Source organism: Dokdonia sp. 4H-3-7-5, from assembly GCF_000212355.1.
GTDB lineage: Bacteria > Bacteroidota > Bacteroidia > Flavobacteriales > Flavobacteriaceae > Dokdonia.
In genome coordinates this window covers 2269426-2291581 of sequence record NC_015496.1, presented here as the reverse complement: position 1 = coordinate 2291581, position 22156 = coordinate 2269426, and the positions used below count along the sequence as shown (strand labels likewise).

23 protein-coding genes are annotated in these 22156 nt (G+C 38.4%); 8 read left to right on the top strand and 15 right to left on the bottom strand.

Annotated features, from left to right (window positions below; genetic code table 11):
• Positions 1-38: 38 nt before the first annotated feature.
• The 5 genes from KRODI_RS10205 (at position 39) to KRODI_RS10185 (ending at position 5733) form a co-directional block, all read left to right on the top strand.
• The gene (locus KRODI_RS10205; RefSeq protein ID WP_013751530.1) at positions 39-221 is read left to right on the top strand and encodes a hypothetical protein; all 183 of its coding nucleotides are present in this window, start codon (positions 39-41) and stop codon (positions 219-221) included.
• A 194-nt stretch (positions 222-415) separates the two neighbouring features.
• Positions 416-991: a cob(I)yrinic acid a,c-diamide adenosyltransferase gene (locus KRODI_RS10200; protein WP_013751529.1), complete on the top strand. Its 576-nt coding sequence runs from the start codon at positions 416-418 to the stop codon at positions 989-991.
• Between the two features lie 177 nt (positions 992-1168).
• Positions 1169-1390: a DUF2795 domain-containing protein gene (locus KRODI_RS10195; RefSeq protein ID WP_013751528.1), complete on the top strand. Its 222-nt coding sequence runs from the start codon at positions 1169-1171 to the stop codon at positions 1388-1390.
• A gap of 97 nt (positions 1391-1487) precedes the next feature.
• Positions 1488-4850 carry a preprotein translocase subunit SecA gene (gene secA / locus KRODI_RS10190; protein WP_013751527.1) on the top strand — a complete coding sequence of 1121 codons (3363 nt, stop codon included), beginning with the start codon at positions 1488-1490 and terminating at the stop codon, positions 4848-4850.
• Positions 4851-4914: 64 nt separating this feature from the next.
• Entirely contained in the window at positions 4915-5733 is an 819-nt protein-coding gene (locus tag KRODI_RS10185; RefSeq protein ID WP_013751526.1) for a Cof-type HAD-IIB family hydrolase, read from the top strand.
• Here the strand turns inward: KRODI_RS10185 and KRODI_RS10180 are convergent.
• From KRODI_RS10180 to KRODI_RS10165, 4 genes are all read right to left on the bottom strand, one after another.
• Complete coding sequence (locus KRODI_RS10180; protein WP_013751525.1) at positions 5708-6388, bottom strand: peptidoglycan DD-metalloendopeptidase family protein; 681 nt, start codon at positions 6386-6388, stop codon at positions 5708-5710. The two genes, KRODI_RS10185 and KRODI_RS10180, sit on opposite strands and share 26 nt — an antisense overlap.
• A 90-nt stretch (positions 6389-6478) precedes the next feature.
• Complete coding sequence (locus tag KRODI_RS10175) at positions 6479-8191, bottom strand: hypothetical protein (protein WP_013751524.1); 1713 nt, start codon at positions 8189-8191, stop codon at positions 6479-6481.
• 1 nt (position 8192) lies between these two features.
• Complete coding sequence (locus tag KRODI_RS10170) at positions 8193-8798, bottom strand: hypothetical protein (RefSeq protein ID WP_013751523.1); 606 nt, start codon at positions 8796-8798, stop codon at positions 8193-8195.
• Positions 8782-9327, bottom strand: coding sequence for an RNA polymerase sigma factor (locus KRODI_RS10165; protein ID WP_013751522.1), 546 nt, complete (start codon positions 9325-9327; stop codon positions 8782-8784). Before KRODI_RS10165 ends, KRODI_RS10170 begins: the two co-directional genes overlap by 17 nt.
• 217 nt (positions 9328-9544) lie before the next feature.
• Here KRODI_RS10165 and KRODI_RS10160 point away from each other — a divergent pair, with 217 nt between their 5' ends.
• Together KRODI_RS10160 and meaB are read left to right on the top strand one after the other, a co-directional pair.
• A complete protein-coding gene (locus KRODI_RS10160) occupies positions 9545-10078 on the top strand; it encodes a DUF2383 domain-containing protein (RefSeq protein WP_013751521.1) in 534 nt (177 codons plus the stop codon).
• 71 nt (positions 10079-10149) lie between these two features.
• Positions 10150-11196 carry a methylmalonyl Co-A mutase-associated GTPase MeaB gene (gene meaB, locus KRODI_RS10155; protein WP_013751520.1) on the top strand — a complete coding sequence of 349 codons (1047 nt, stop codon included), beginning with the start codon at positions 10150-10152 and terminating at the stop codon, positions 11194-11196.
• Here the strand turns inward: meaB and KRODI_RS10150 are convergent.
• From KRODI_RS10150 to KRODI_RS10140, 3 genes are read right to left on the bottom strand one after another with little or no spacing between them, the layout of a single operon-like run.
• A complete protein-coding gene (locus KRODI_RS10150; RefSeq protein ID WP_013751519.1) occupies positions 11193-11753 on the bottom strand; it encodes a phosphatase PAP2 family protein in 561 nt (186 codons plus the stop codon). The two genes, meaB and KRODI_RS10150, sit on opposite strands and share 4 nt — an antisense overlap.
• Positions 11754-11756: 3 nt before the next feature.
• The gene (locus KRODI_RS10145; RefSeq protein WP_013751518.1) at positions 11757-11990 is read right to left on the bottom strand and encodes a hypothetical protein; all 234 of its coding nucleotides are present in this window, start codon (positions 11988-11990) and stop codon (positions 11757-11759) included.
• A 13-nt stretch (positions 11991-12003) separates the two neighbouring features.
• Positions 12004-13350 (bottom strand): MATE family efflux transporter, encoded by a 1347-nt coding sequence (locus tag KRODI_RS10140; RefSeq protein WP_013751517.1) that lies wholly within the window; start codon positions 13348-13350, stop codon positions 12004-12006.
• Between the two features lie 116 nt (positions 13351-13466).
• Here KRODI_RS10140 and KRODI_RS10135 point away from each other — a divergent pair, with 116 nt between their 5' ends.
• Positions 13467-13850, top strand: coding sequence for a hypothetical protein (locus KRODI_RS10135; RefSeq protein ID WP_013751516.1), 384 nt, complete (start codon positions 13467-13469; stop codon positions 13848-13850).
• A gap of 3 nt (positions 13851-13853) precedes the next feature.
• Here the strand turns inward: KRODI_RS10135 and KRODI_RS10130 are convergent, their stop codons facing one another.
• Genes KRODI_RS10130 through KRODI_RS10095 form a run of 8 tightly spaced genes read right to left on the bottom strand, consistent with a single transcriptional unit; the run spans position 13854 to position 22010 of the window.
• The gene (locus KRODI_RS10130) at positions 13854-14399 is read right to left on the bottom strand and encodes a hypothetical protein (protein WP_013751515.1); all 546 of its coding nucleotides are present in this window, start codon (positions 14397-14399) and stop codon (positions 13854-13856) included.
• A gap of 33 nt (positions 14400-14432) precedes the next feature.
• Positions 14433-15857, bottom strand: a complete 1425-nt coding sequence (locus KRODI_RS10125; protein ID WP_013751514.1) for a M20/M25/M40 family metallo-hydrolase — start codon at positions 15855-15857, stop codon at positions 14433-14435.
• The gene (locus KRODI_RS10120; protein WP_013751513.1) at positions 15850-16728 is read right to left on the bottom strand and encodes a PPK2 family polyphosphate kinase; all 879 of its coding nucleotides are present in this window, start codon (positions 16726-16728) and stop codon (positions 15850-15852) included. The genes KRODI_RS10125 and KRODI_RS10120 overlap by 8 nt, the downstream gene beginning before the upstream one ends.
• 7 nt (positions 16729-16735) lie before the next feature.
• Positions 16736-17899, bottom strand: coding sequence for a sigma-54-dependent transcriptional regulator (locus KRODI_RS10115; protein ID WP_013751512.1), 1164 nt, complete (start codon positions 17897-17899; stop codon positions 16736-16738).
• Between the two features lie 2 nt (positions 17900-17901).
• Entirely contained in the window at positions 17902-18798 is an 897-nt protein-coding gene (locus KRODI_RS10110) for a DUF6268 family outer membrane beta-barrel protein (RefSeq protein WP_013751511.1), read from the bottom strand.
• Entirely contained in the window at positions 18791-19786 is a 996-nt protein-coding gene (locus KRODI_RS10105; RefSeq protein ID WP_013751510.1) for a mechanosensitive ion channel family protein, read from the bottom strand. The genes KRODI_RS10110 and KRODI_RS10105 overlap by 8 nt, the downstream gene beginning before the upstream one ends.
• Complete coding sequence (locus KRODI_RS10100; RefSeq protein ID WP_013751509.1) at positions 19771-21075, bottom strand: ABC transporter permease; 1305 nt, start codon at positions 21073-21075, stop codon at positions 19771-19773. The genes KRODI_RS10105 and KRODI_RS10100 overlap by 16 nt, the downstream gene beginning before the upstream one ends.
• Positions 21072-22010: an ABC transporter ATP-binding protein gene (locus tag KRODI_RS10095; protein ID WP_013751508.1), complete on the bottom strand. Its 939-nt coding sequence runs from the start codon at positions 22008-22010 to the stop codon at positions 21072-21074. The genes KRODI_RS10100 and KRODI_RS10095 overlap by 4 nt, the downstream gene beginning before the upstream one ends.
• Positions 22011-22156 lie beyond the last annotated feature (146 nt).

Below are 22156 nucleotides of genomic sequence, written 5' to 3'. Positions count from 1 at the left end.
CAGCACCTACTTATCTTCACGTACATAAAAATTGTAAGATGGATTTTTTTAATAACCTCTCCCCTATCACACAAATTGTAGTGAGTATTATAGGAGTTGCACTCTTATTTCTTCTCGTATTTGCAAATAGTAAACGTAACACTACAAATCAACGTGGGAGAAGGACGCGCAAATTTGGAGAAGGTCTCAGTAAGAAAATGAAGGAAAGAGAAAACAAATAACTCTTCTGCTTGCGACTATAAAATTCACAAGATCTCAATCATGAAAATAGCAATGCAAGAATACAGATGAATCCTATTTACAAAGCAATCCTATTTGGAGTACTTACGGCAATAGGGTATATCATCATAAGTATTAGTAAAAAGAGATCTCAATCTTAAACAACAGTCAACACACTGGTTTATAATAAAACATAATGAAAGTATATACAAAGACTGGAGATGCAGGAACTACCGCTTTATTTGGCGGAACCCGTGTCCCAAAACATCATATTAGAATAGACAGTTATGGTACTGTAGACGAGCTTAACTCATTTATAGGGCTAGTGCGCGATCAAGAAATCGATGTGCGTAGTAAAGAAATACTCACGCATATCCAGAATAAGCTATTCACCGTAGGTGCTGTATTGGCAACAGATCCTGAAAAAATGGTGCTTAAGAATGGAAAGGATAGACTTAATATCCCAAAAATCAATGAGGAAGATATTGAGCTACTAGAAAAGGAAATAGATTGGATGGAAGCATCACTACCTCAAATGACGCATTTTGTGCTCCCTGGAGGACACACCACCGTGTCATATTGTCACGTAGCACGCACTGTATGTAGACGCGCAGAACGCTTGGCAACAGCACTTTATGAACTAGAGCCCTTTGACGCACATACTCTTAAATATCTCAACCGTCTTTCTGACTACCTATTTGTGCTGGCACGGAAGTTGTCTAAAGACTTACAAGCAGATGAGGTTAAATGGATACCTACAAAGCTAGATTAAGAGTACAGATTACGGAAACATCAATATTAAGAGGATGGAAAATTTTCGCGAAAGCGTAAACCACCACTTTACAAGGTCTGAAAGCCACGTTCTTACATTTATTTTGAAATAATCACCAATTCACTTGCATTTCTGCCTAGAAAAATTATTTTTGCACAAATTAAAAACACAAATGCTATGTACTGGACACTTGAACTAGCTTCTTACCTAAGTGACGCGCCTTGGCCTGCTACTAAAGATGAGTTGATTGATTATGCGATTAGAACAGGAGCACCACTTGAGGTTGTAGAAAATTTACAAGCTATCGAGGATGAAGGTGACTCTTATGATTCTATCGAAGAGATTTGGCCAGACTATCCCTCAGACGAGGACTACCTCTGGAACGAAGACGAATATTAAAAAAATATACCCGTTAAAACACTAAAAAGTCTCTCTATGAGGCTTTTTTTTTGATTAAATTTACGGGTTCAAGATTGACATAAAACAACACCATATTATGGGATTTTTAGATAATGTATTAAAGATTTTTGTAGGCGATAAGTCTAAACAAGATGTAGGAGCAATTACTCCTATTGTAGCCGAAATCAAAGCCCACGAAGCCGCTTTAGAAAAATTATCTCTAGATAGCTTACGCGAAAAAACAAACGAATTCAAAAGAACGCTAGCCGCTGCGCTTAAGGAAAATACAGACGCTGCCGAAGCGCTAAAAATAAAAGCAGAAGCTACCGAAGATATTGATGAGCGTGAGGACGTTTATGCAGAGATTGACAAGCTAAAAGATGAAGCTTACGAAATATCTGAAAAGACACTTACTGAAATACTCCCTGAGGCATTTGCCGTTGTAAAAGAAACTGCAAAACGTTTTACTAATAATTCTTCACTTGAAGTTACCGCATCAGAATATGACCGTCTCCTTAGTGCAACAAAAGATTATGTAACACTAGATGGTGATAAAGCAATCTGGGCAAACAGCTGGGATGCCGCTGGTAAAGAAGTAACATGGGATATGATTCACTATGACGTACAGCTCATAGGTGGTATCGCTATGCACCAAGGAAAAATTGCAGAGATGCAAACGGGAGAAGGTAAAACACTTGTGGCTACCTTACCGGTATATCTTAATGCACTTACTGGAAACGGTATACACTTAGTAACTGTAAATGATTACCTAGCAAAACGTGATAGCGCGTGGATGGCCCCTATATTCCAGTTCCACGGGATGACAATAGACTGTATCGATTATCACAGACCTAACAGTCCAGAACGTCGTGCCGCTTATGCTGCAGATATTACATATGGTACTAACAATGAATTTGGTTTTGATTACCTACGTGATAACATGTCACATAAACCGGAAGATCTTGTACAAAGACCTCCTAACTATGCGATTGTAGATGAGGTAGATTCTGTACTTGTAGATGATGCTCGTACACCACTTATTATCTCTGGACCTGTACCTAAAGGAGATGTGCATGAATTTAATGCGCTAAAACCACAGATTGAGAAAATTGTAAACATACAGCGCCAAGAGCTTGTAAAAGTACTTCCAGAAGCAAAAAAATTAATTGCTGCAGGAGATACTAAAGAAGGAGGCATACAATTACTACGAGTTTTTAGAGGATTACCTAAAAACAAAGCACTTATTAAGTATTTAAGTGAGGAAGGAATACGTCAGTTATTACAAAAGACGGAAAACTTTTACATGCAAGATAACAATCGTGAGATGCCAAAAATTGACGAGGCACTATACTTCACGATTGATGAAAAGAACAACCAGATTGAACTTACTGATAAGGGTATTGAAACACTTTCTGGAAAAGAAAATCCTGATTTCTTTACCATGCCAGAAATTGGCCTTGAGATAGGAAAAATAGAAGCAAAAGGCTTATTACCAGAAGAAGAAGCTGCCGAAAAAGAAGAGCTTTTTAAAGATTTTGGGATTAAGTCTGAGCGTATTCACACTATGAACCAATTACTCAAAGCATACACTTTGTTTGAAAAAGACACGGAGTATGTAGTAATGGATAACAAGGTGATGATTGTAGATGAGCAAACGGGTCGTATTATGGACGGGCGTCGCTACAGTGATGGACTACACCAAGCGATTGAAGCAAAGGAAAATGTAAAGATTGAAGATGCTACGCAAACATTTGCAACGGTAACACTTCAAAACTACTTCCGCATGTACCGCAAATTATCAGGTATGACGGGTACAGCCGTAACAGAGGCTGGCGAACTTTGGGAAATCTACAAACTTGATGTTGTTGAGATTCCTACTAACCGCCCTATTGCTAGAAAAGATAAAGACGATTTAGTTTATAAGACTAAACGTGAGAAGTATAATGCAGTAATTGATGAAGTAACTGAGCTTTCTAAAGCTGGAAGGCCTGTACTAATTGGTACGACCTCTGTAGAAATTTCAGAATTACTTGGAAAAATGCTTACGCTACGTAAGATTCCTCACAATGTACTAAACGCAAAACTTCACAAAAGAGAAGCAGATATTGTTGCAGAGGCTGGTAATCCAGGCGTAGTAACTATTGCTACAAACATGGCAGGTCGTGGTACAGATATTAAATTATCTGACGAAGTGAAAAAAGCCGGTGGTCTTGCTATTATAGGTACAGAGCGTCATGACTCTCGACGTGTAGACAGACAGTTACGTGGTCGTTCTGGACGTCAAGGAGATCCAGGAAGCTCACAGTTTTATGTGTCTCTAGAAGATAACTTGATGCGTCTATTCGGGTCTGAGCGTATCGCAAAGATGATGGATAGAATGGGTCTTAAGGAAGGTGAAGTTATCCAACACGGAATGATTTCAAAATCTATTGAGCGTGCACAGAAAAAAGTAGAGGAAAACAACTTTGGTGTACGTAAGAACCTTCTTGAGTATGATGATGTGATGAATATGCAACGTGAAGTGGTATACAAGCGTCGTCGCCATGCACTTTACGGAGAGCGTTTACGAGTAGATCTCGCAAACATGATTTATGATACTTCTGAGGTAATTGTTGAGTCAAACAAGCAAGCACAAGATTATAAGAACTTTGAATTTGAGCTCATCCGTTATTTCTCAATGACGAGCCCAGTAAGTGAAAGTGAGTTTGCAAGCAAATCTGCAAAGGACCTTACAGATATCATTTACAAAGCCTCTTTTGAGCACTACAGAGAGAAGATGACTAAGAATGCAGACCTTGCATTCCCTATCATCAAGCGAGTATATGAAGATCCTGCTGCAAAGTTTGAACGCATTGTTGTTCCTTTTTCTGATGGAACTAAAGAACTACGTGTAGTAACAAATCTTAAAGAAGCTTACGAGACTGATGGTAAGCAACTAGTAACAGATTTTGAAAAGAATATTACTCTTGCCATAATAGATGACGCTTGGAAAGATCACCTTCGTAAGATGGATGAACTTAAGCAGAGTGTTCGCCTTGCTGTACACGAACAAAAAGATCCTCTATTAATTTATAAGTTTGAAGCTTTTGAGCTTTTCAAAACGATGATTGATAAAGTAAACAAGGATGTAATTTCTTTCTTATTTAAAGGAGAAATTCCTCAAGGTAATCAGCAGCAAGTAAGTGATGCTTCTCAAGTGCGAGAAACTCGTGAGCAAACGCAGACGCAAAAGGAAGAAATTCCTAATCTTGATGAGCGTTCTACAGAAGCTAGAGCAGCTGGAAACACACAGCCACAACAGCAGCAAGTAACAGAAACCATCGTAAGGTCTCAACCTAAAATAGGTCGTAACGATCGCGTTACTATTAAAAACGTGATGAACGGTGAGACTAAGGAGGTAAAGTTCAAACAAGCAGAACCACTTTTAGCTAAAGGACAGTGGGTAATTGTACAAAACTAATTTCCACTTTTGATTATATAACAACGGCGAACTTTTTAAGTTCGCCGTTTTAGTTTCTTACATTATGGAAAACACTATAAAAATACTCTGTTCAGATATAGACGGCACTTTATTAAATAAAGAACGCTGGCTAAGTGATGAGACTGTTTACGCTTTCGCGAAAGCGGGATTACCCCTTATTCTAGCATCCTCAAGACCACCGCAAGCTATGAGGTACTTACAAGAAGGTCTGGGCAACCTAGGTGAGCCTCTAATAGCTTTTAATGGCGGGCTTATCATAAGCAGTGATAACACGGTTATAGAGAGCAACACCTTCCCTACTTCGCTACTCGATAACTTAGTAAGTCATCACGCTAAACATACTTACAACCTAAGTGTTTATAGTCATGAACACTGGTTTACAGATAAGGAAGATGAGTGGAGCTTACGCGAAATAAACAACACACGAGCGACACCAGTATATCAAACAGCCTTAGAAAGTCTTGATTTTTTAAACAAAGAGCATCTTGGAATCCACAAGCTCATGTGCATGGGAAATCCAGAGGAGCTTGATGAAATTATAGAACTTCTAACGCCCGCTTACGGAGATACTGTCCATTTTTACCGCTCTAAGGATACGTATATAGAGATCACTCCAAAAAACGTAGACAAGGCAACCGCTTTGAGAAAACTTCTAGTAGCCGAATATAACTATGAGATGAGCGAAGTAATGGCTTTTGGCGATAATCATAATGACGACGAACTCATAAAAAAAGTAGGATTAGGTGTTGCAGTAGCAAACGCCACAGACACCTTAAAGTCACTAGCAGATTATGTTAGTCCTTTTACAAATAAAGAGCATGCCGTTGCTCAAGCGATTAATAAATTTTTAATAGCAGATTAGGGTCTGGGCAGTTATTCTTGTAAAAATCTAAGGTGTTTTGGCTACCTACGCCAGCATAATCACCTTCCTTGCCTTCCATGTCTATTACAATTTGAAAGTGTAAGTGCGGCGCATAATCACCATTCACATCAGGATTTCCTAAGGTTGCTATGACCTCACCTGCTCCTACCTTTTGTCCTACTTCCTTACCTTCAAGAGAAGCTAGACTAAGATGACCATACAAGGTGTGAAAAGTATGTTCCCCTATCTTATGTTTTAAGATTATAGTTGGTCCATAATCACCAAAGTTCTCATTACGCTTAAAACTATGTATCTCGCCCTCTAGAGGGCTCAGTACTTCTGTACCTTCATCACACCATAAGTCTATTCCTAGGTGGATATTACGTTTGTCTTTTGGGTCTTCGGCTTGAAAATAATCTGATCGATCATAAAGTGGTCGCTGCTCCAAATAGCCACCATAAGCAACTTTGGCATCATTTTTTGCAAGATATGATTGTAAAAAAACATGGTGCTCATGCGGGCGTGTGAGCATATCAATATCCAAGTCCCTATTAGCTGTAGACAAGTCTAAAGGAAAGTAATCCTCCTTTTGAAAGGTAGGATTTATGATGGGTGTGAATTGCTGTGTAAGCGAACTAAAAAAATTGTTATTCATAGAGAGTCTATTACACTATAAAAGTACTTAATATAGTGTGAACACAAAAAGCAGCCATAGCTGCAAAGTAATTAAATATTTAATCCTTACCTACTGTAGTACTACGTCACTATACTTTGCATTAATAGTGATCGTATTTGCGCTACTGCGTGATTTATGAAAACCATTTACCATCTCTGTAGATCCGTTTTTCATAGACTTTGTTTCCAATTGTTTCGGAATAAAAAAGTCGTTATGATCTCCGCTATAATTGAAGTTAAATGCAGATTGTGGTAACCTCAATGAAAGATCACTGTTTTCTAAAAATATAGTAAGCGATCCAAAGTTATCACTCACTTGAGGTATGGATAGCTTACCGAAAGATCCCGATATCATGCCAGTTCCATCAATCCGATTTATATTTACATTACTAGAGTTTGACGTTACCTTGATGTTATTTGCAGTTGAGATGTTACATTCTTTCACATGATTCACATCAAGAGTTCCTTCATTCCAATTTGCAACAGCCACTGGACTATAAGAAACATCGAAGGAGGTTTGCCCTCCATCGATGTTTGTTGCTACAAGGCTTCCATGTGAGATTGTAGCTTTTGCATTATAAGCATCTACCATTCTCACTTTACCATAACGTACATTTAAGTCCAGCTCAGCCTTTTTAGGCATTTTGATGATTATTATACGTTTTACATTTTTATTTGGCTTTTTAGATCCATTATTTTCAGAGTCCCAATTAAGGCTAAAGTGGCTACTCTTGTTTCCCTTTTCGTCCTTAGTATGTTTTTCTTCCCACTCACCTTCGTGGTCTTCTGCCCAGCGCTCCATTTTCTTTCCAAAGTTTTCACCCCACTTTTCCATGTCTTTCCCAAAAGATTCTCCCCACTTCTCCATAGACTTACCAAAATTCTCTCCAAAAGATTCTCCCCATGCTTCCATAGACTCACCAAAGTTTTCTCCCCAGTCTTCCATTTTCTTTCCAAAATCTTCTCCCCAAGCCTCTACATCATCCAGCCATTTATCAACCTCACGCACGCTCACTCGAGTGTTATACTTTCGATTTAGCTTATTTACATATGCTTGTTTGTCCTTCTCATACTCATCACTATCAAAGGTCATATTACCTCCACTTTTAAAAGGCCATCTAGGTATCCCAGAGCGATCTATAAGACGCTCACTCCAATCCTCAGAGTTGCGCTCAAATTCCTTCTCCCACTTCTCCATTTTTTCTTCAAATTCTGGGCCATAGCTTTTATCCACTTGCTTCTCCCATCTATCTAGATAAGCTCTTCCTTCTCTCTTGTATGCTTCATGGTCAAATTTCATCTTTCCCATTTCTTCATAAAACTCATCTGGTAATCGTTGTCCAGATATTCCTTCTAATAGAGGCCCCACAAGGCCATTCATTACTGGCTCCACTAGGCTAAGGGATTGACCTATAATTTCTCCAAGGTCGAGATCGAGATCGAGATTTAGATTACCTATATCGTTTCTATCATACACCTTTGCATCGCTATAACCACCTTTACTGGTGATACGCACATTATTACTATTACCCGACACATTCAAGTCCCATGATCTTAAAGCATCGCTAGCATCTTTACCTTCTACATAAGCTTCTACAGACACTTCATTTTTATTCCATGTTTCAAAAACTACATCTGCATAGCGTGTATCTATTGTGATAGACACATCCTTATTAACTGAGAATCGCTCGTTTAGTTTTTCTTTTTTGCTTTGTGCAAATACACTTCCAGAAGCCACAAAAAGCAGCGCTAGGAAGGTCCAAAATATGTTTGACTGTTTCATTTTATACGGTTTGAATTGCTGCTTCTTGTTGAGCAGCGTTTTTCATTTCTTTTAATTTAGACTTGAGCTTTATCATGAGCTCTACTCGTAATTTGAGATTCTCAATCATCGCACTTACCATTTCATCACTTACTCCACTTTCGGTAATTTCACGATTGAGGCTCTTATACTCTTCATCTAGATCAGACAGTTGCTTCATAAAAGCATCTATAAGTTCTTTGTTATCATCTGTAATTTCTAATCTCGCAATCTCAAGATTTACACTTGCGAGGTAATAATCCTCCACTCGTTTAAATTCTGGTGAGATGGCGCTTAGTAATACTTCTGGTTCTGCACTTTGTTTTTCACTTGTCTCTACCTCTACTAATTGTTGACCTCCCGCTTTCGCGAAAGCGTTATTATACACCATAAATACAATTCCACCAGCTACAATAAGTACTGCTGCAATTTTCATCCATAAATAGATACCTCCTTTAGCCGAGGTTTTCTGCTCTTGAATAGGTAAGCGTTCTTCAAGCAAATTCTCAAAGCGACGTGTATGTCCCTCGCGCAGTGATTGCTTACTGTCGCTATCATTCTTCATGAGCTCTCTAATATCCTGTGCCATAATTAAGCGTCTTTAATTGTTCTTGAAGTTTTTTCTTCCCGCGGTGCACCAGCGTTCTTGAAGCCACTTCTGTAATCTGTAATATTTCTGAAATTTCCTGATGATCATAGCCCTCTATTAAGAATAGCATAAGAGGGAATTTATACTTTTCAGGGAGTTCGCTGATAACGTTTTTCACATGTTCTATAGTGACGTCGTCACCTACATCCCAACCCTCGTCATCATCTACCTTGCCCATTACTTCCTCATTAAGAGGGATAATCACTGCTTTTTTTGCCTTAATCATGTCGAGACTTTTATTAATCACGATACGCTTAAGCCAGGCTCCAAAGGTGACTTCTCCAGTAAACTGGTGCAACTTTGCAAAGGCGTTTATAAACCCCTCATGCATCGCTTCCTCTGCTTCAAATGAATTTTTTAAGAATCTAAAGGCGACGTGGTACATACCATCACAATACTTATTGTACAGCTGCAGCTGTGCCTTGCGATCATTAGTTTTACATTTTTCTATGATTTCAGTAACTAGCAAAATGGTTGGTTGGTTTTGATGGTTGTGATTGCTATTCTCTCTAAAGACGACGCTATTTTCTCAATGTTGCAAATGAGCTAAAAAAATACGACATTAACAGAAAATTAAGATACTCTATGATTTTTGAATAAACTATTCTTAAATATAGAGGTATTAACAGTAAGTTAGTAAACCTACGTTTAATCCTGAATTATATTTGACATCAATAACTAGCCCTATGAAGCACCTTGACTTATCGTACGAAAAATTAAATGATCTACTAGATGAATGCTTCTGGGCAGAGCGACGCTACTTTAACGCCGCCGAAGATATCCAGATTACAGAATATAAGCGCTTTCTGAGTCATGAAAGCGTGAATAGAAATCGCTTTTGCCATAAAATTGTAGAGCGTATGTCACAGGAGGGCATTGAGCCTAGTAGATTAGACATCGTTAAAGGAAATTCTAACCGTGACTGGATTGAAGTAAAGGCGGCTCTAGAAAATAGCAAACCTAAATATCTTATAGGAGAGTGCATGGTACAAGATGAAGTTGTCCTTAACTTACTTAAGGATATTATAGATGATGGATGGCTTCCAGTGAATATTCTAGAAGTACTTGTACCTATGGAGTTTCAAATGAAGCAATCACACATTGAACTCTTGAAGCTTAAAAAGAAAATGAAAAAAAAGAAGCAAAAAGTAAAAGAGAAAAAGCTTAAGAAGAAAAAATCAGGTGTTATAGATTTTAAAAGAATAAGCGCCTCAAAATAATATAAACCACCAAATGGTGGTTTTTTTTTGATGTAGATGTTTGTAGAAAGTAGTAATTTGGTATTACCATTGTGAGCGACAAAAACACACCCATAAACAAGAGTATTAATCCTGCATTTTACAAAAAAAGTAAGAAGCAAGGCACTATTGATGTATCACAACTAGCCCAGCGATTAATTACTGGTAATATTACCGCATTATCACAAGGAATCACATTAATAGAAAGCTCGGTTCAAGAGCATCAAGTAAAAGCCCAGCAACTTATAGAACTGTGTTTACCCCATGCCAATAAATCTGTTAGGCTAGGAATCACAGGTGTTCCTGGTGTAGGTAAGAGTACATTTATAGAAAGCTTAGGAAACTATCTTACAGATCAAGAAAAAAAAGTAGCCGTACTTGCGGTAGACCCTACGAGCTCTGTTTCTCATGGAAGTATCTTAGGTGATAAAACGAGGATGTATGAGCTATCTCAAAACCCAGATGCATTTATACGTCCTAGCGCATCTGGAGACTCTCTAGGTGGCGTAGCTCGCAAAACGCGAGAAGCGATCATACTCTGCGAGGCTGCAGGCTTTGATACTATTATTATTGAAACTGTAGGCGTGGGACAGAGTGAGACCGTAGTACACTCTATGGTTGATTTCTTTCTATTACTAAAACTTGCCGGAGCAGGAGATGAACTACAAGGAATCAAACGCGGGATTATAGAAATGGCAGATACCATTGTAATCAATAAAGCAGATGGTGGTAATGAAAAGGCAGCACGGCTGGCTAGATCTGCCTTTGCAAAGGCATTACACCTTTTCCCACCTAAGCCTAGTAACTGGTCACCAAAGGTTATTACTTGTAGTGCACTAGAACATTCAGGGATTTCAGATTCTTGGGACTTAGTTTCAGATTACTGTAATCATACAAAGGCCTCTGGATATTTTGCTAAGAAAAGAGCAGAGCAGAACAAGTTTTGGCTATTACAAACTATAGAGAATACTCTTAAGGACACGTTTTATAATAACAATGACGTGAAGTCAACGCTTCCCGAAATTCTCGAGAAAGTTGCTCGCGGTGAGGTGTCACCTTTTAAAGCTGCAAAATCACTAATCGCAACCGCCGATTCTTAGGCCCACTTTGCTACGGCCCACTGCTGTAGTCTATAGATTCCAAAGCCAATTATTGCTCCTATTACCCAACCTGTAAGCACATCACCTGGATAATGAACGCCTACATAAATACGGCTATAACCTACCATCGCAGACCAAAAAAGCAGTATAAAGATTAGATTCTTATGTGTTGATTTTAAGGCAAGACCTGCAAAAACAGCAACTGCCATACTATTTCCCGCATGCGCAGAATAATAACCATAACGACCACAGCGCTCTGCTACATATCGTATAATGCCTTTAAAGTCTTCTACTCTACAAGGACGTGGTCTTTCAAAACCATGCTTAAAAGCATTTGCTAGTTGGTCTACACACGTAATGAGTAACGCAACCGCAACTACTGTTATCAAGGTTCCTTTTACACCAAACTTTTTATAAATAAAAAAAAGTAGTAGGACATATAAAGGAATCGAGCTAAGCTTATTTGTAACAATAAGCCAGAATTGATCCCACGCAGGTGACCCTAATCCGTTGAGGAAAAGGAAAAAATCTTGATCGTATTGGATAAGTTGGTCCACCGTTTATTGCTCTTTGTCAAACTTTTCCATCTCAGCATCATACCACTCGGTAGCATCTTTGATGGCATTTTCTGTTTCTGAGGCTAGCTCGTCTTCGTCTTGACGGTCAAACTCTTCAAACCATTCTATCTCATCTATCGTAAGGTCAATTATAAACCTTGGAAACTCGGTATGTATCACAAAAATATGATCTGAAAAATCTGAATTATCGCCTAAAAGGAACTTAGGTACTTTCATAAATATCGTATTATTACTGTTGGTCTATTAATTTCTTGCTAAGGTAATTAAATCTAAAGTACAACATCACTGCAGAAGCCGTAAGCCCTGCTAGCAAACCTACCCAGACACCTTGCACACCCATTTGCTCATCTTTACCCATATACCACATTATAGGAAATCCTATTATCCAGTAGGCTATAAAACAGATTACAGTGGGAATATTTACGTCTTGCAATCCGCGCAATGCTCCTAGTATAGTTACTTGCACACCATCACTTAGCTGGAATAAGGCTGCTACAATTAATAATTGGGCTGCTAGAAAAATCACTTCTGGATTATCTATATAAAATGGAGGAAGCCAGTCTTTAAGCAATATAAATCCTACTGCAAATACAGCTTCGATTAAGAAACAGAGTATAAAAATAGAAAAAGCGATACGTCGTAGGTTAGGAAAATCGGCTTTACCTTTTTGATTCCCTACGCGTATGGTTGCCGTTACTCCTAATCCTACCGCGATCATAAATGTCATAGAAGCTAGATTAAGCGCAATTTGATTTGCCGCTTGTGCATTCGTTCCTAGTATTCCAGATAGAAATATAGCAGCTGTAAAAACGCCTACTTCAAAAAGCATCTGTAATGCTGTTGGAAATCCTAATTTAAATAAGGTTTTAGACTCAGCAAGCTGGATGTGCTCCTTACTTCCCCAGTGAAAATAGGGTTTGAATTTACGCTTTCGCGAAAGCATAAAAATCAGCAGCGCCACCATAAAGAAACGAGAAATTAATGTTCCCCAGGCTGCACCTTCTACTTCTAATCTTGGGAATACCCAGATTCCATAAATCAATACATAGTTAAAAACAACGTTGACCACATTTGCTACAATAGTAGCATACATTGCATATTTGGTTTGTGACAGGCCATCTGCAAACTGCTTGAAACCCTGAAATATCATAAGCGGAATCATAGATAGTGCTACAATCTCAAGATATGGAATTGCCAGTTCTACCACCTCTGGCGGCTGATCAAGCATATATAATAAAGGCTTTGCGATTAGTAGCGTAATAAATAGTAGCACGCCATTTATGGTACACATAATGACACCATGATGAAAGTGCAAGCGACCTTTTTCTATATCACCTTTTCCATCTGCCTCTGCTACAAGCGGAGTGATGGCAAATGAAAATCCGATACCTATAGAAAGTGCAATGAACACCAAGCTATTGCCTAGACTTACTGCTGCAAGTTGTGCTGCACCCAGCTGTCCAACCATCAAATTATCTGCTAGTGCTACAAGAATATGACCTAGCTGTCCCAACATAATAGGATATGCTATTTTAAGATTGATGCCAAATTCCTTTGTGTAGTCTGAGAATCTCATTAATTAGATTTGATACGCTTTCGCGAAAGCGCAAAAATACTTCATCCCATAGAAAGAGCGTCTAGATTTCAACCTATTTACTATCTTGAAGCTTGTAATTAATACTGGAACTGCCTATGATCACAAATCCCATCGAAATAGACCTCGCATTGCGCGCTATTATTAAACGCCACGAGCATCACTTACAGGTGAGAAAAGACGATAGCGCAGGCCTAGAAGTGGCAGGCACCATACCAACTATGCAAGGAAAACAGAAAGTAGATGGTTTTTATTTTGCCAGTGTCATCCCAAAGCCCAAGGACTGCAGGTTGTACTTCTTCCCTATTTATACAGATGTAGCTGCATTTACAGACATAGATCCTGCGTTGAGGAAATGCTTAAAAGGAAAAAGCTGTTTTCACATCAAAAAAATGGACGCCTCACTTGAGGCGTCCATTAGTGATATGATAGATAAAGGCATTGCCATTTATCAAGAAAAAGGGCTGCTGACATCCACTTAAGAATTAGAATAAAACGTATTGCAGTTTAAATTCTAACAATGGATAAACAGTGGCATCCTCATCTGTAAATAAATAACCTAGTCCGAATTCGCATTCGTAATTAAGGTTTCTTGTGATGTTTCTGCGTAGACCATATTTTGCTCCTACAAGATAAGTAGTCAGATATCTTACATTACGCTCTTCTGTTGCCACTGTGAAATCAGGAATTACTTGAAACTCTGCAGCCCAAAAGTTCCCTGCATTCTGTGTGAGCTTTTTTCCTTTTTCAAAGCGGCGTTCTCTGTTATAATAATAACGCGCACCTACAGATAGATTACCTGCAAAGGTTAAGTCAACATCTTGATTACTTCCACCACTAACTCCTACAAGTTGATAAGAGGCATTAAAATGGGTGGTAAACTTATTACCAAGAACTCGCTCATAAGTTAATCCTGCACCAATGATATTTAAGTTTGCACTAAATAAATTTTCTAGTGGTACAGGTGCATTATCTTGCGCTGTGATCCAACTAGACCATAAAATAAATACTGTTAGTAAGAACTTCTTCATATAGTTTTATACAAGTATAAATTAAGTTTCCAACTATTGCTTAATTGGCATCTGCATTAACTTTGCTGGACGCTGTATATAATTATCCATCAAATATAACAGGCTAGTCATTGTGGCAGCGCCTAGTTCAAGTTCTCTTTTATTTACTTCATCAAAGGTGTCATTTGCTGCATGGTGATGGTCAAAATAGCGTTGCGAGTCTGGACGCAGTCCTGCGAGTACAATACCATCATTTGTAGCTTTAAGCGGACCAATATCTGCACCGCTTCCTCCTCTTGTAAAGTCGTGGATTAAATAAGGTTCAAATAATCCTTTCCAGCTCAATACTTCGTTAAAATTACGATCATCACTATCAAAAGAAAAACCTCTTGGTGTAAAGCCGCCAGAATCACTTTCTAAAGCAAAGACATGGTTTTCACCTTTTGCCTTAGCTTCTTGTGCATACTTATTACCACCTCGAAGACCATTTTCTTCATTCATAAACAGCACTACACGTATGCTATGTTTAGGCCTATATCCTATTGCCTTCATTAATCGCAACGCCTCCATACTTTGCACTACTCCCGCACCATCGTCATGCGAGCCGTCTCCTAAATCCCAAGAATCTAAATGACCACCTACAACCATATATTTATCTGGATATTCACTTCCTGTAATTTCAGCTATCACATTATGCGACTCTACATCTCCAAGATTCTTACAAGACATTTTATAGAAAAACTTGGTATCAGGATTTAGTTTTAAGGATGTACTTAAAAGCTCAGCTCCTTTAGTACTTATTGCAGCCGCAGGAATACGTTTAGAATTAGGCAAATCACCATAAGACATGGAGCCCGTATGAGGGTAATCATCAAGACTATGTGTCACAGATCTTACAATCACACCTACCGCTCCTAGCTTTGCTGCTTCCATCGCTCCAGCATAACGCTGGTCTACACAACCACCATATGCTTGAAATGTCAAGATAAGCTCGTCGTTCATAGGTCTGTTAAAGAATACAATTTTTCCCTTGACCTCATCGGCACTAAGCGCCTTCAACTCTTCTATACCCATTACCTCAACTACATTTGCTTTGAGTCCAGTAGTTTTTGTAGCAACAGATCCTCCAAGCGCACAAATAGGCACAGACGTAGTACTTGCATTATCTCCTTCTATAAATGCTCTTTCGGCTTCACCACGTATCCATTTTGGCACCATGACTGGTTGTAACCACACCTTATCAAGACCGACTTTTTCTAGTTCGCTTTTTGTCCAGGTCACGGCTCTTTCGGCTCCTAGGCTTCCGCTTAGTCTCGATCCTATTTGGTTAGACAGATGATCTAGCCACTCGTAGCTTTGCCCTTCTGTAAGCGCTGCCGAGTATATTTTTCTCACAGTAATTGAATCATTTTGCGCTTTCGCGAAAGCGGAAACAACTACTAGTGCAGTCGCAAGTATATAACGTAAATTTTTATTCATTGCTCAACTGTTCTTTATAATCGGCAAGATTTGCCTTTGTTTTATCGTCTAATTCTGGCTCTTGGATATCGTCATATTGTGACAGTGTCTCTAGTAATATGGTCGCTACAGCAAGTCTAGCTGCCGGCTTATTATCTGCTGGAATCACATACCACGGAGCCTTCTCTGTCGATGTGCGATTTATGGCGTCCTCATAATATTCTTGATAAGTATTCCAGAGCTTGCGCTCCTTTAAATCTCCAGCCGAAAATTTCCAGTTCTTCTCTTTCTTATTAAGTCTGCGTAATAATCTATCTTTTTGCTCATCTTTAGACAAATGCATAAAGAATTTATAGATAATGGTTCCGTTCTCTGTAAGATGCTTTTCAAAGTTTTTGATTTGCTCAAATCGCTTATCCCAAAATGCCTCATCGACATCATCTATGCTGTGAACGTTAGGCAATTTTTCTCCTAAAATATATTCTGGGTGCACTCGAGTTACAAGCACATTCTCATAATGCGTGCGGTTATGCACGCCAAATTTACCGCGCTCTGGTAATGCTAAGTAATGACGCCACAAGTAGTCATGACTTAATTCTAGCTCTGTAGGTACTTTAAAACTTTGTACCTCAACACCGCGTGCATTAAAATCCTTAAAGACTTCACGTATGAGACTATCCTTACCAGAAGTATCCATCCCTTGAAGACAAACAAGCACGCTATATTTATCATGCGCGTACATAGTGTCTTGAAGTTTGCCTAATTTCTTACGTATTTTCTTAAGCTTACTTTCTAGCTCCTTCTCTTCTACGTCTGGAAACAAGGTGGTCTCTCTATCTGAAAGTGTCACACCGTTAGTGATTTTATAGTCTTCTGGTTTAATGTCACTCATAATTATATTATTTACTAGCAAATAGTTTTACATCCCCTTCTGACACTTCTGGGCCACTTAAGATAATAAGTCGTTCAACTACATTGCGCAGTTCACGTATATTTCCAGTCCAGTCATAAGCTTTAAGTAAATCAATAGCTTTGTCTGAAAATGATTTTTTTGCGGTTCCTTGCTCTTGAGAGATTTTCTTTGCAAAGTGCTCTATGAGAATTGGGATATCATCTCTGCGTTCATTGAGCGCTGGCACTTTAATTAAAATTACTGCTAGCCTGTGATATAAATCCTCACGAAATCTTCCTTCTGCTATTTCTTCTTTTAGATTCTTATTAGTTGCCGCCACTACGCGCACATCCACTTTAATGTCTTTATCACTACCTACACGTTGTACACGGCTTTCTTGTAAAGCTCTAAGTACTTTGGCCTGTGCAGAAAGACTCATATCTCCTATTTCATCTAGAAAAATAGTTCCACCGTTTGCCGCTTCAAACTTCCCAGCGCGATCTTTATTTGCACTAGTAAAAGCACCTTTCACGTGGCCAAAAAGTTCGCTCTCTATAAGTTCTGACGGGATGGCAGCACAGTTTACCTCTATAAGTGCTCCTTTTGCACGATCACTTTTTTCATGCAGCCAGTGTGCTACTAGCTCTTTACCGGTACCGTTAGGACCAGTAATCAAAACTCTAGCATCTGTAGGAGCTACTTTTTCGATCATTTCTTTGATTTGATCGATCTCCTTACTCTTACCTACCATCTCGTATTTCTTACTCACCTTTTTCTTAAGCTGAATATTTTCTACGACAAGGGTTTTACGGTCTAGTGCGTTGCGTACCGTATTAAGTAATCTATTAAGGTCTGGCGGCTTAGATATATAATCAAAAGCCCCTAGGCGCATCGTGTTTACGGCAGTATCTAGGTCACCATGTCCTGAGATCATTACCATAGGAGTTTCTGGCTTAAGCTTACGTGCAGCTTCAAGTACTTCTACTCCGTCCATCTTAGGCATTTTAATATCACAAAGGACTAAGTCATAATCTTCCTCGCGTATCTTATTTATACCTTCTAGTCCATCTGCAGCTTCTTCTACTTGGTAATCCTTACTTTCTTCTGATAGTATTTTGGTAAGCACACGACGTATCGCAGCCTCATCCTCTATAATTAAAATCTTTGCCATTGTTATATTTTAAATTTTATACCTGAACGACCGTAAAATGTATTTCTGTCGTTTATGGTAAATACATCATCTCTATCACCATCACGCAATCGTATGTCATTTATAATCGTGTGTCCAGCATATATATAGAATACTAAGTGTTTTGTAAAACAGTATTCATATCCTACGCCAAATAGTGCTACCATCATAGAGATACTCTCTGCCGTTTCAAACTCACCAGCAGGTATCGCAACATCTACATTATCTTGGATATTTGCATAAAATCCATCAAGCGTAACAAAACTCTGGAGTATGTGCCTACGATCTTTCCCAAAATAGCGTTTTATATTTGATTTTGGAACACCTAGTGTATATGACCAGTCTGGATGAAATTCTTTATAATAGTTTACAAAAGGTAATGGAAATGGTCTTCCAGATTCTGTATCATAGCGACCACCAATTATAAGTCGCCACGGTTTATCCAGACCTTCATTTGTTTTATCGTTAATAAAATATAAGGCCCCTGTGTGCACATAATCACTACTAGCAGCAGATCCTGTGCTAAAATTTGAGGTTACCGTAGTTCCTAATTTTGCTCCTATCCGCCATTTTTCGCTTATTTTCTGGGTATACCCTAGGGAGATACTAAAAGATTGAAACCTATCTAAATCCTCACGACTAAAAGGCACAACATCTTCAAACTTTAAATTCACATTACGATATTCAAATCCAGGGACTAAGTATGTATCCTCTTTAAGTTTTATAGGAACATTAATAAATGTTCTAAACCTCCTAAATGAATTATCAGACTGCTCCTGCGGGAAGTATGTATACTCAAGCCTAGCTAAATCTGTAAGCTGAGCAAAACAAGTACCACTCAACAGTAGTAATACTATAATAATGTTAGTCTGTTTATTCATCAATCATATCATTTTTAGGGGGTTCGATATTGGTGTTAACTGCGGTTTTATTAGGTGTATACACTGGGTTTGCCGTATTAAAAAGATGTACATCCCTCTGTGGAAAAGGAATGGTAATCCCGCTTTCGCGAAAACGATCGTCTATTGCATACCTAAGCGCACTTTTGATTCTTGGGTCTACAAAACTATCTCTCACAAAAAAATATAGACCAAAATCTAGCGAACTATCACCAAAGTTTTCAAAAAGCGCAAAAGGCTTTGGATGCTTTAAAATCTCAGGATGTGCGACTGCACATTCTAGTAATATTTTTTCTACTTGTCTCGTATCACTTCCATAAGCAACACCCACTTTAACGTTCTCTCGGGTAGTTTTATGGTTTTGAGTGTAATTATAAACAGTATCAGTTATAAACTTATGATTGGGTATTATTATAACTTTATCATCTCTTGTTAATGCTCTTGTAGTCCGCAGTTTTATTTCAAACACACGACCTACTCTTCCATCCATTTCAATAATATCTCCTGCAGATATAGACTTATCTATCATAATAAGTATACCACCTATCACATCTTGAAATACCTCTTGTAATGCAAGACCCAGACCAACAAATAACGCTGCAGATGCTGTGAGCAGCACCGTAATATTAATCCCTGAGGCACTCATTGTAGCAAGAACTACCACTATATAAGCGATATACTTTATAAACTTAAATACGCTTACAAACTTAAGCTTGTCATCGCCTTCCATTTTACGTGTCATTAACACACGTATCCACTTAAGGAGAATGCTTGTGAGTATAAAAGCTATTATTAGAATGATAAGGTGACCCACTGTAAAACCTATATGATTAGGCTCTTTACCTACACTTATAAGTTCGAAGCCTAACCATTCCTTGATGGTTCCCCATACGTCTTGTTCAATAATATCTTTTACCTTCTCTACAGTCTCTTCCTGCAGGACAAGAAGGAGTGCTAGTATCTTAACCATTTTATTAAATCTTTATAAGTAGGCTTCTTACCATACATCAATATCCCTACGCGATATATTTTTGACCCAAACCATACTGTAAACACGAATGATGCCACTAGTAAGGTAATTGATAGCGCTAGTTGCCATACTGGAACCTCAAATGGTATACGCATCAACATCACTATAGGTGAGGTAAGCGGTATGATAGAAAAAACTGTTGCTACGGTACCATGAGGATTATCTATCACTGCAAAAAAGCCAACATAAATTCCCAACATTAACGGCATAATGATAGGTAACATAAACTGCTGTGTATCTGTTTCATTATCTACTGCTGCACCTATTGCCGCATATATAGAGCTATATAAGAAGTATCCTCCTATAAAATAAATAAAGAATCCAACTACGAGTTGCAATAGCGGAAGTTTTTGAATTTCTTGTAGTAACTCAATCACCATCCCAGGGTCTTCTGCAATTTGTTGCGCTTGAGAAGCAGCAGGGCTCGCCGCTGATGCCGCCGAAGGATCTATACCGAATACGGTGGTTAATACCACTAGCAATATTCCTCCCACAATAACCCAAATTGAGAATTGCGTGATTCCCGCAAGGGTAGTACCTAATATTTTACCCATCATTAATTGGAAAGGCTTTACAGACGATATGATTACTTCAATGATTCTATTAGTCTTTTCTTCGATTACAGAACGCATCACCATGTTGCCATAAATGATAATAAACATCATTAATAAGTAACCCGCAGCACCTCCAAAACCAGCTTTCACCCAGTTACTCATCTTAGAACTCGTCTCCCCAGAAAAGTTTTCTATTTGCACATCTATACTGCTTTTGGCAGTTTCAAGTGTATTCAAATCTATGCCTTGAGCGATGAGATTTTCATCGGTCATTTTCTTTTCAATGCGCTTTTCTATATCTCCTATAAAACTAAAAGAAGGTGTTTCATTTCCATAAAAAGTTACAGCATCTTCTACTATAGCAGGATTATCATTAATATGGATAAGCCCATAATAACCTTCACCTTTTGCAACCTCTTTTCCAGCTTCCAATCCTTGATCACTTAGATTGAGATACGTGGTTTGGTCTGTATTAAAAAATACAGTTTCAAATTGCCCAGAGTCGTCTACTACTACAATAGTGCGTTTATCTTCGCTATTGAGTTGAGTAAGGTAAGAGATTAATAAAACCATCCCCACAAGTATAAGCGGACTCAAAAATGTCATTATTAAAAATGACTTATTACGCACTCTGGCAATGTATTCTCTTTTTATAATTAAGGTAAGAATGCTCATTTGTTTTGGCTAACTGTTTGAATGAAGATATCGTTTACACTTGGTATCACTTCCATAAAATGGGTGACTTGTCCATGATTTTTTAAGGTTGTAAGCAATTCGTTTGGTGTAGACTTATCGCCCATTTCTACACGAAGTTTGCGTTCATTACCTAAACTTTTAAAATGTGCTGGAGTTACTTTAAAAGCAGCTTTGAGTTCTTGTTCTGCTTTCGCGAAAGCGGTCTCATCTACAACTTGAACTCCTACATCAAATGTATTGTTTTGGTATGCCCTCTTGATACTGTTTACCTCGCCATCAAGAATTTTATTAGATTTATTGATAAGTGCTATATGATCACAAAGCTCCTCTACAGATTCCATACGGTGCGTACTGAAGATAACCGTAGCACCCTCATTACGTAATTGCAAAATCTCATCTTTAATAAGATTTGCATTTATAGGGTCAAATCCACTGAAGGGTTCATCAAAAATAAGCAACTTGGGCTGGTGCATTACGGTCACCACAAATTGGATTTTCTGCGCCTGACCTTTAGAAAGTTCTTGAATTTTTTTATCCCACCAGTCTCCTATTTCTAGCTTTTCAAACCAGTGTTTGGCTCGTTTTTTTGCATCTGCTTTAGACAAGCCTTTAAGTTGAGCGAGGTAAAGTACCTGCTCCCCAACTTTCATAGATTTGTATAAGCCACGCTCTTCTGGCATATAGCCTATATCACGTATATGGTGCTGTTGTAATGGCTCACCTCCCAGCGTTACACTACCTGTATCTGGCATAGTAATCTGGTTGATAATACGAATGAGTGTAGTCTTTCCTGCGCCATTAGGGCCTAGTAGCCCAAAAATACTTCCTTCTGGAACAGCAATAGAGACGTTATTAAGTGCGGTAAAGTCACCAAACTTCTTTGAGACAGTATCTGCAACAAGTAATGAATTCATAGATAGTAGTTAATCAAGCTAAGATAGGAATATGACCTGACGGAGGCATATCTGTTAGCTATAATTTAGGAGTTTTATTGAAATGTAATGAGAGCTTTATTGTTTTAAACCATTCATTTTAAACAGAAAACTATGTAAACCGTATT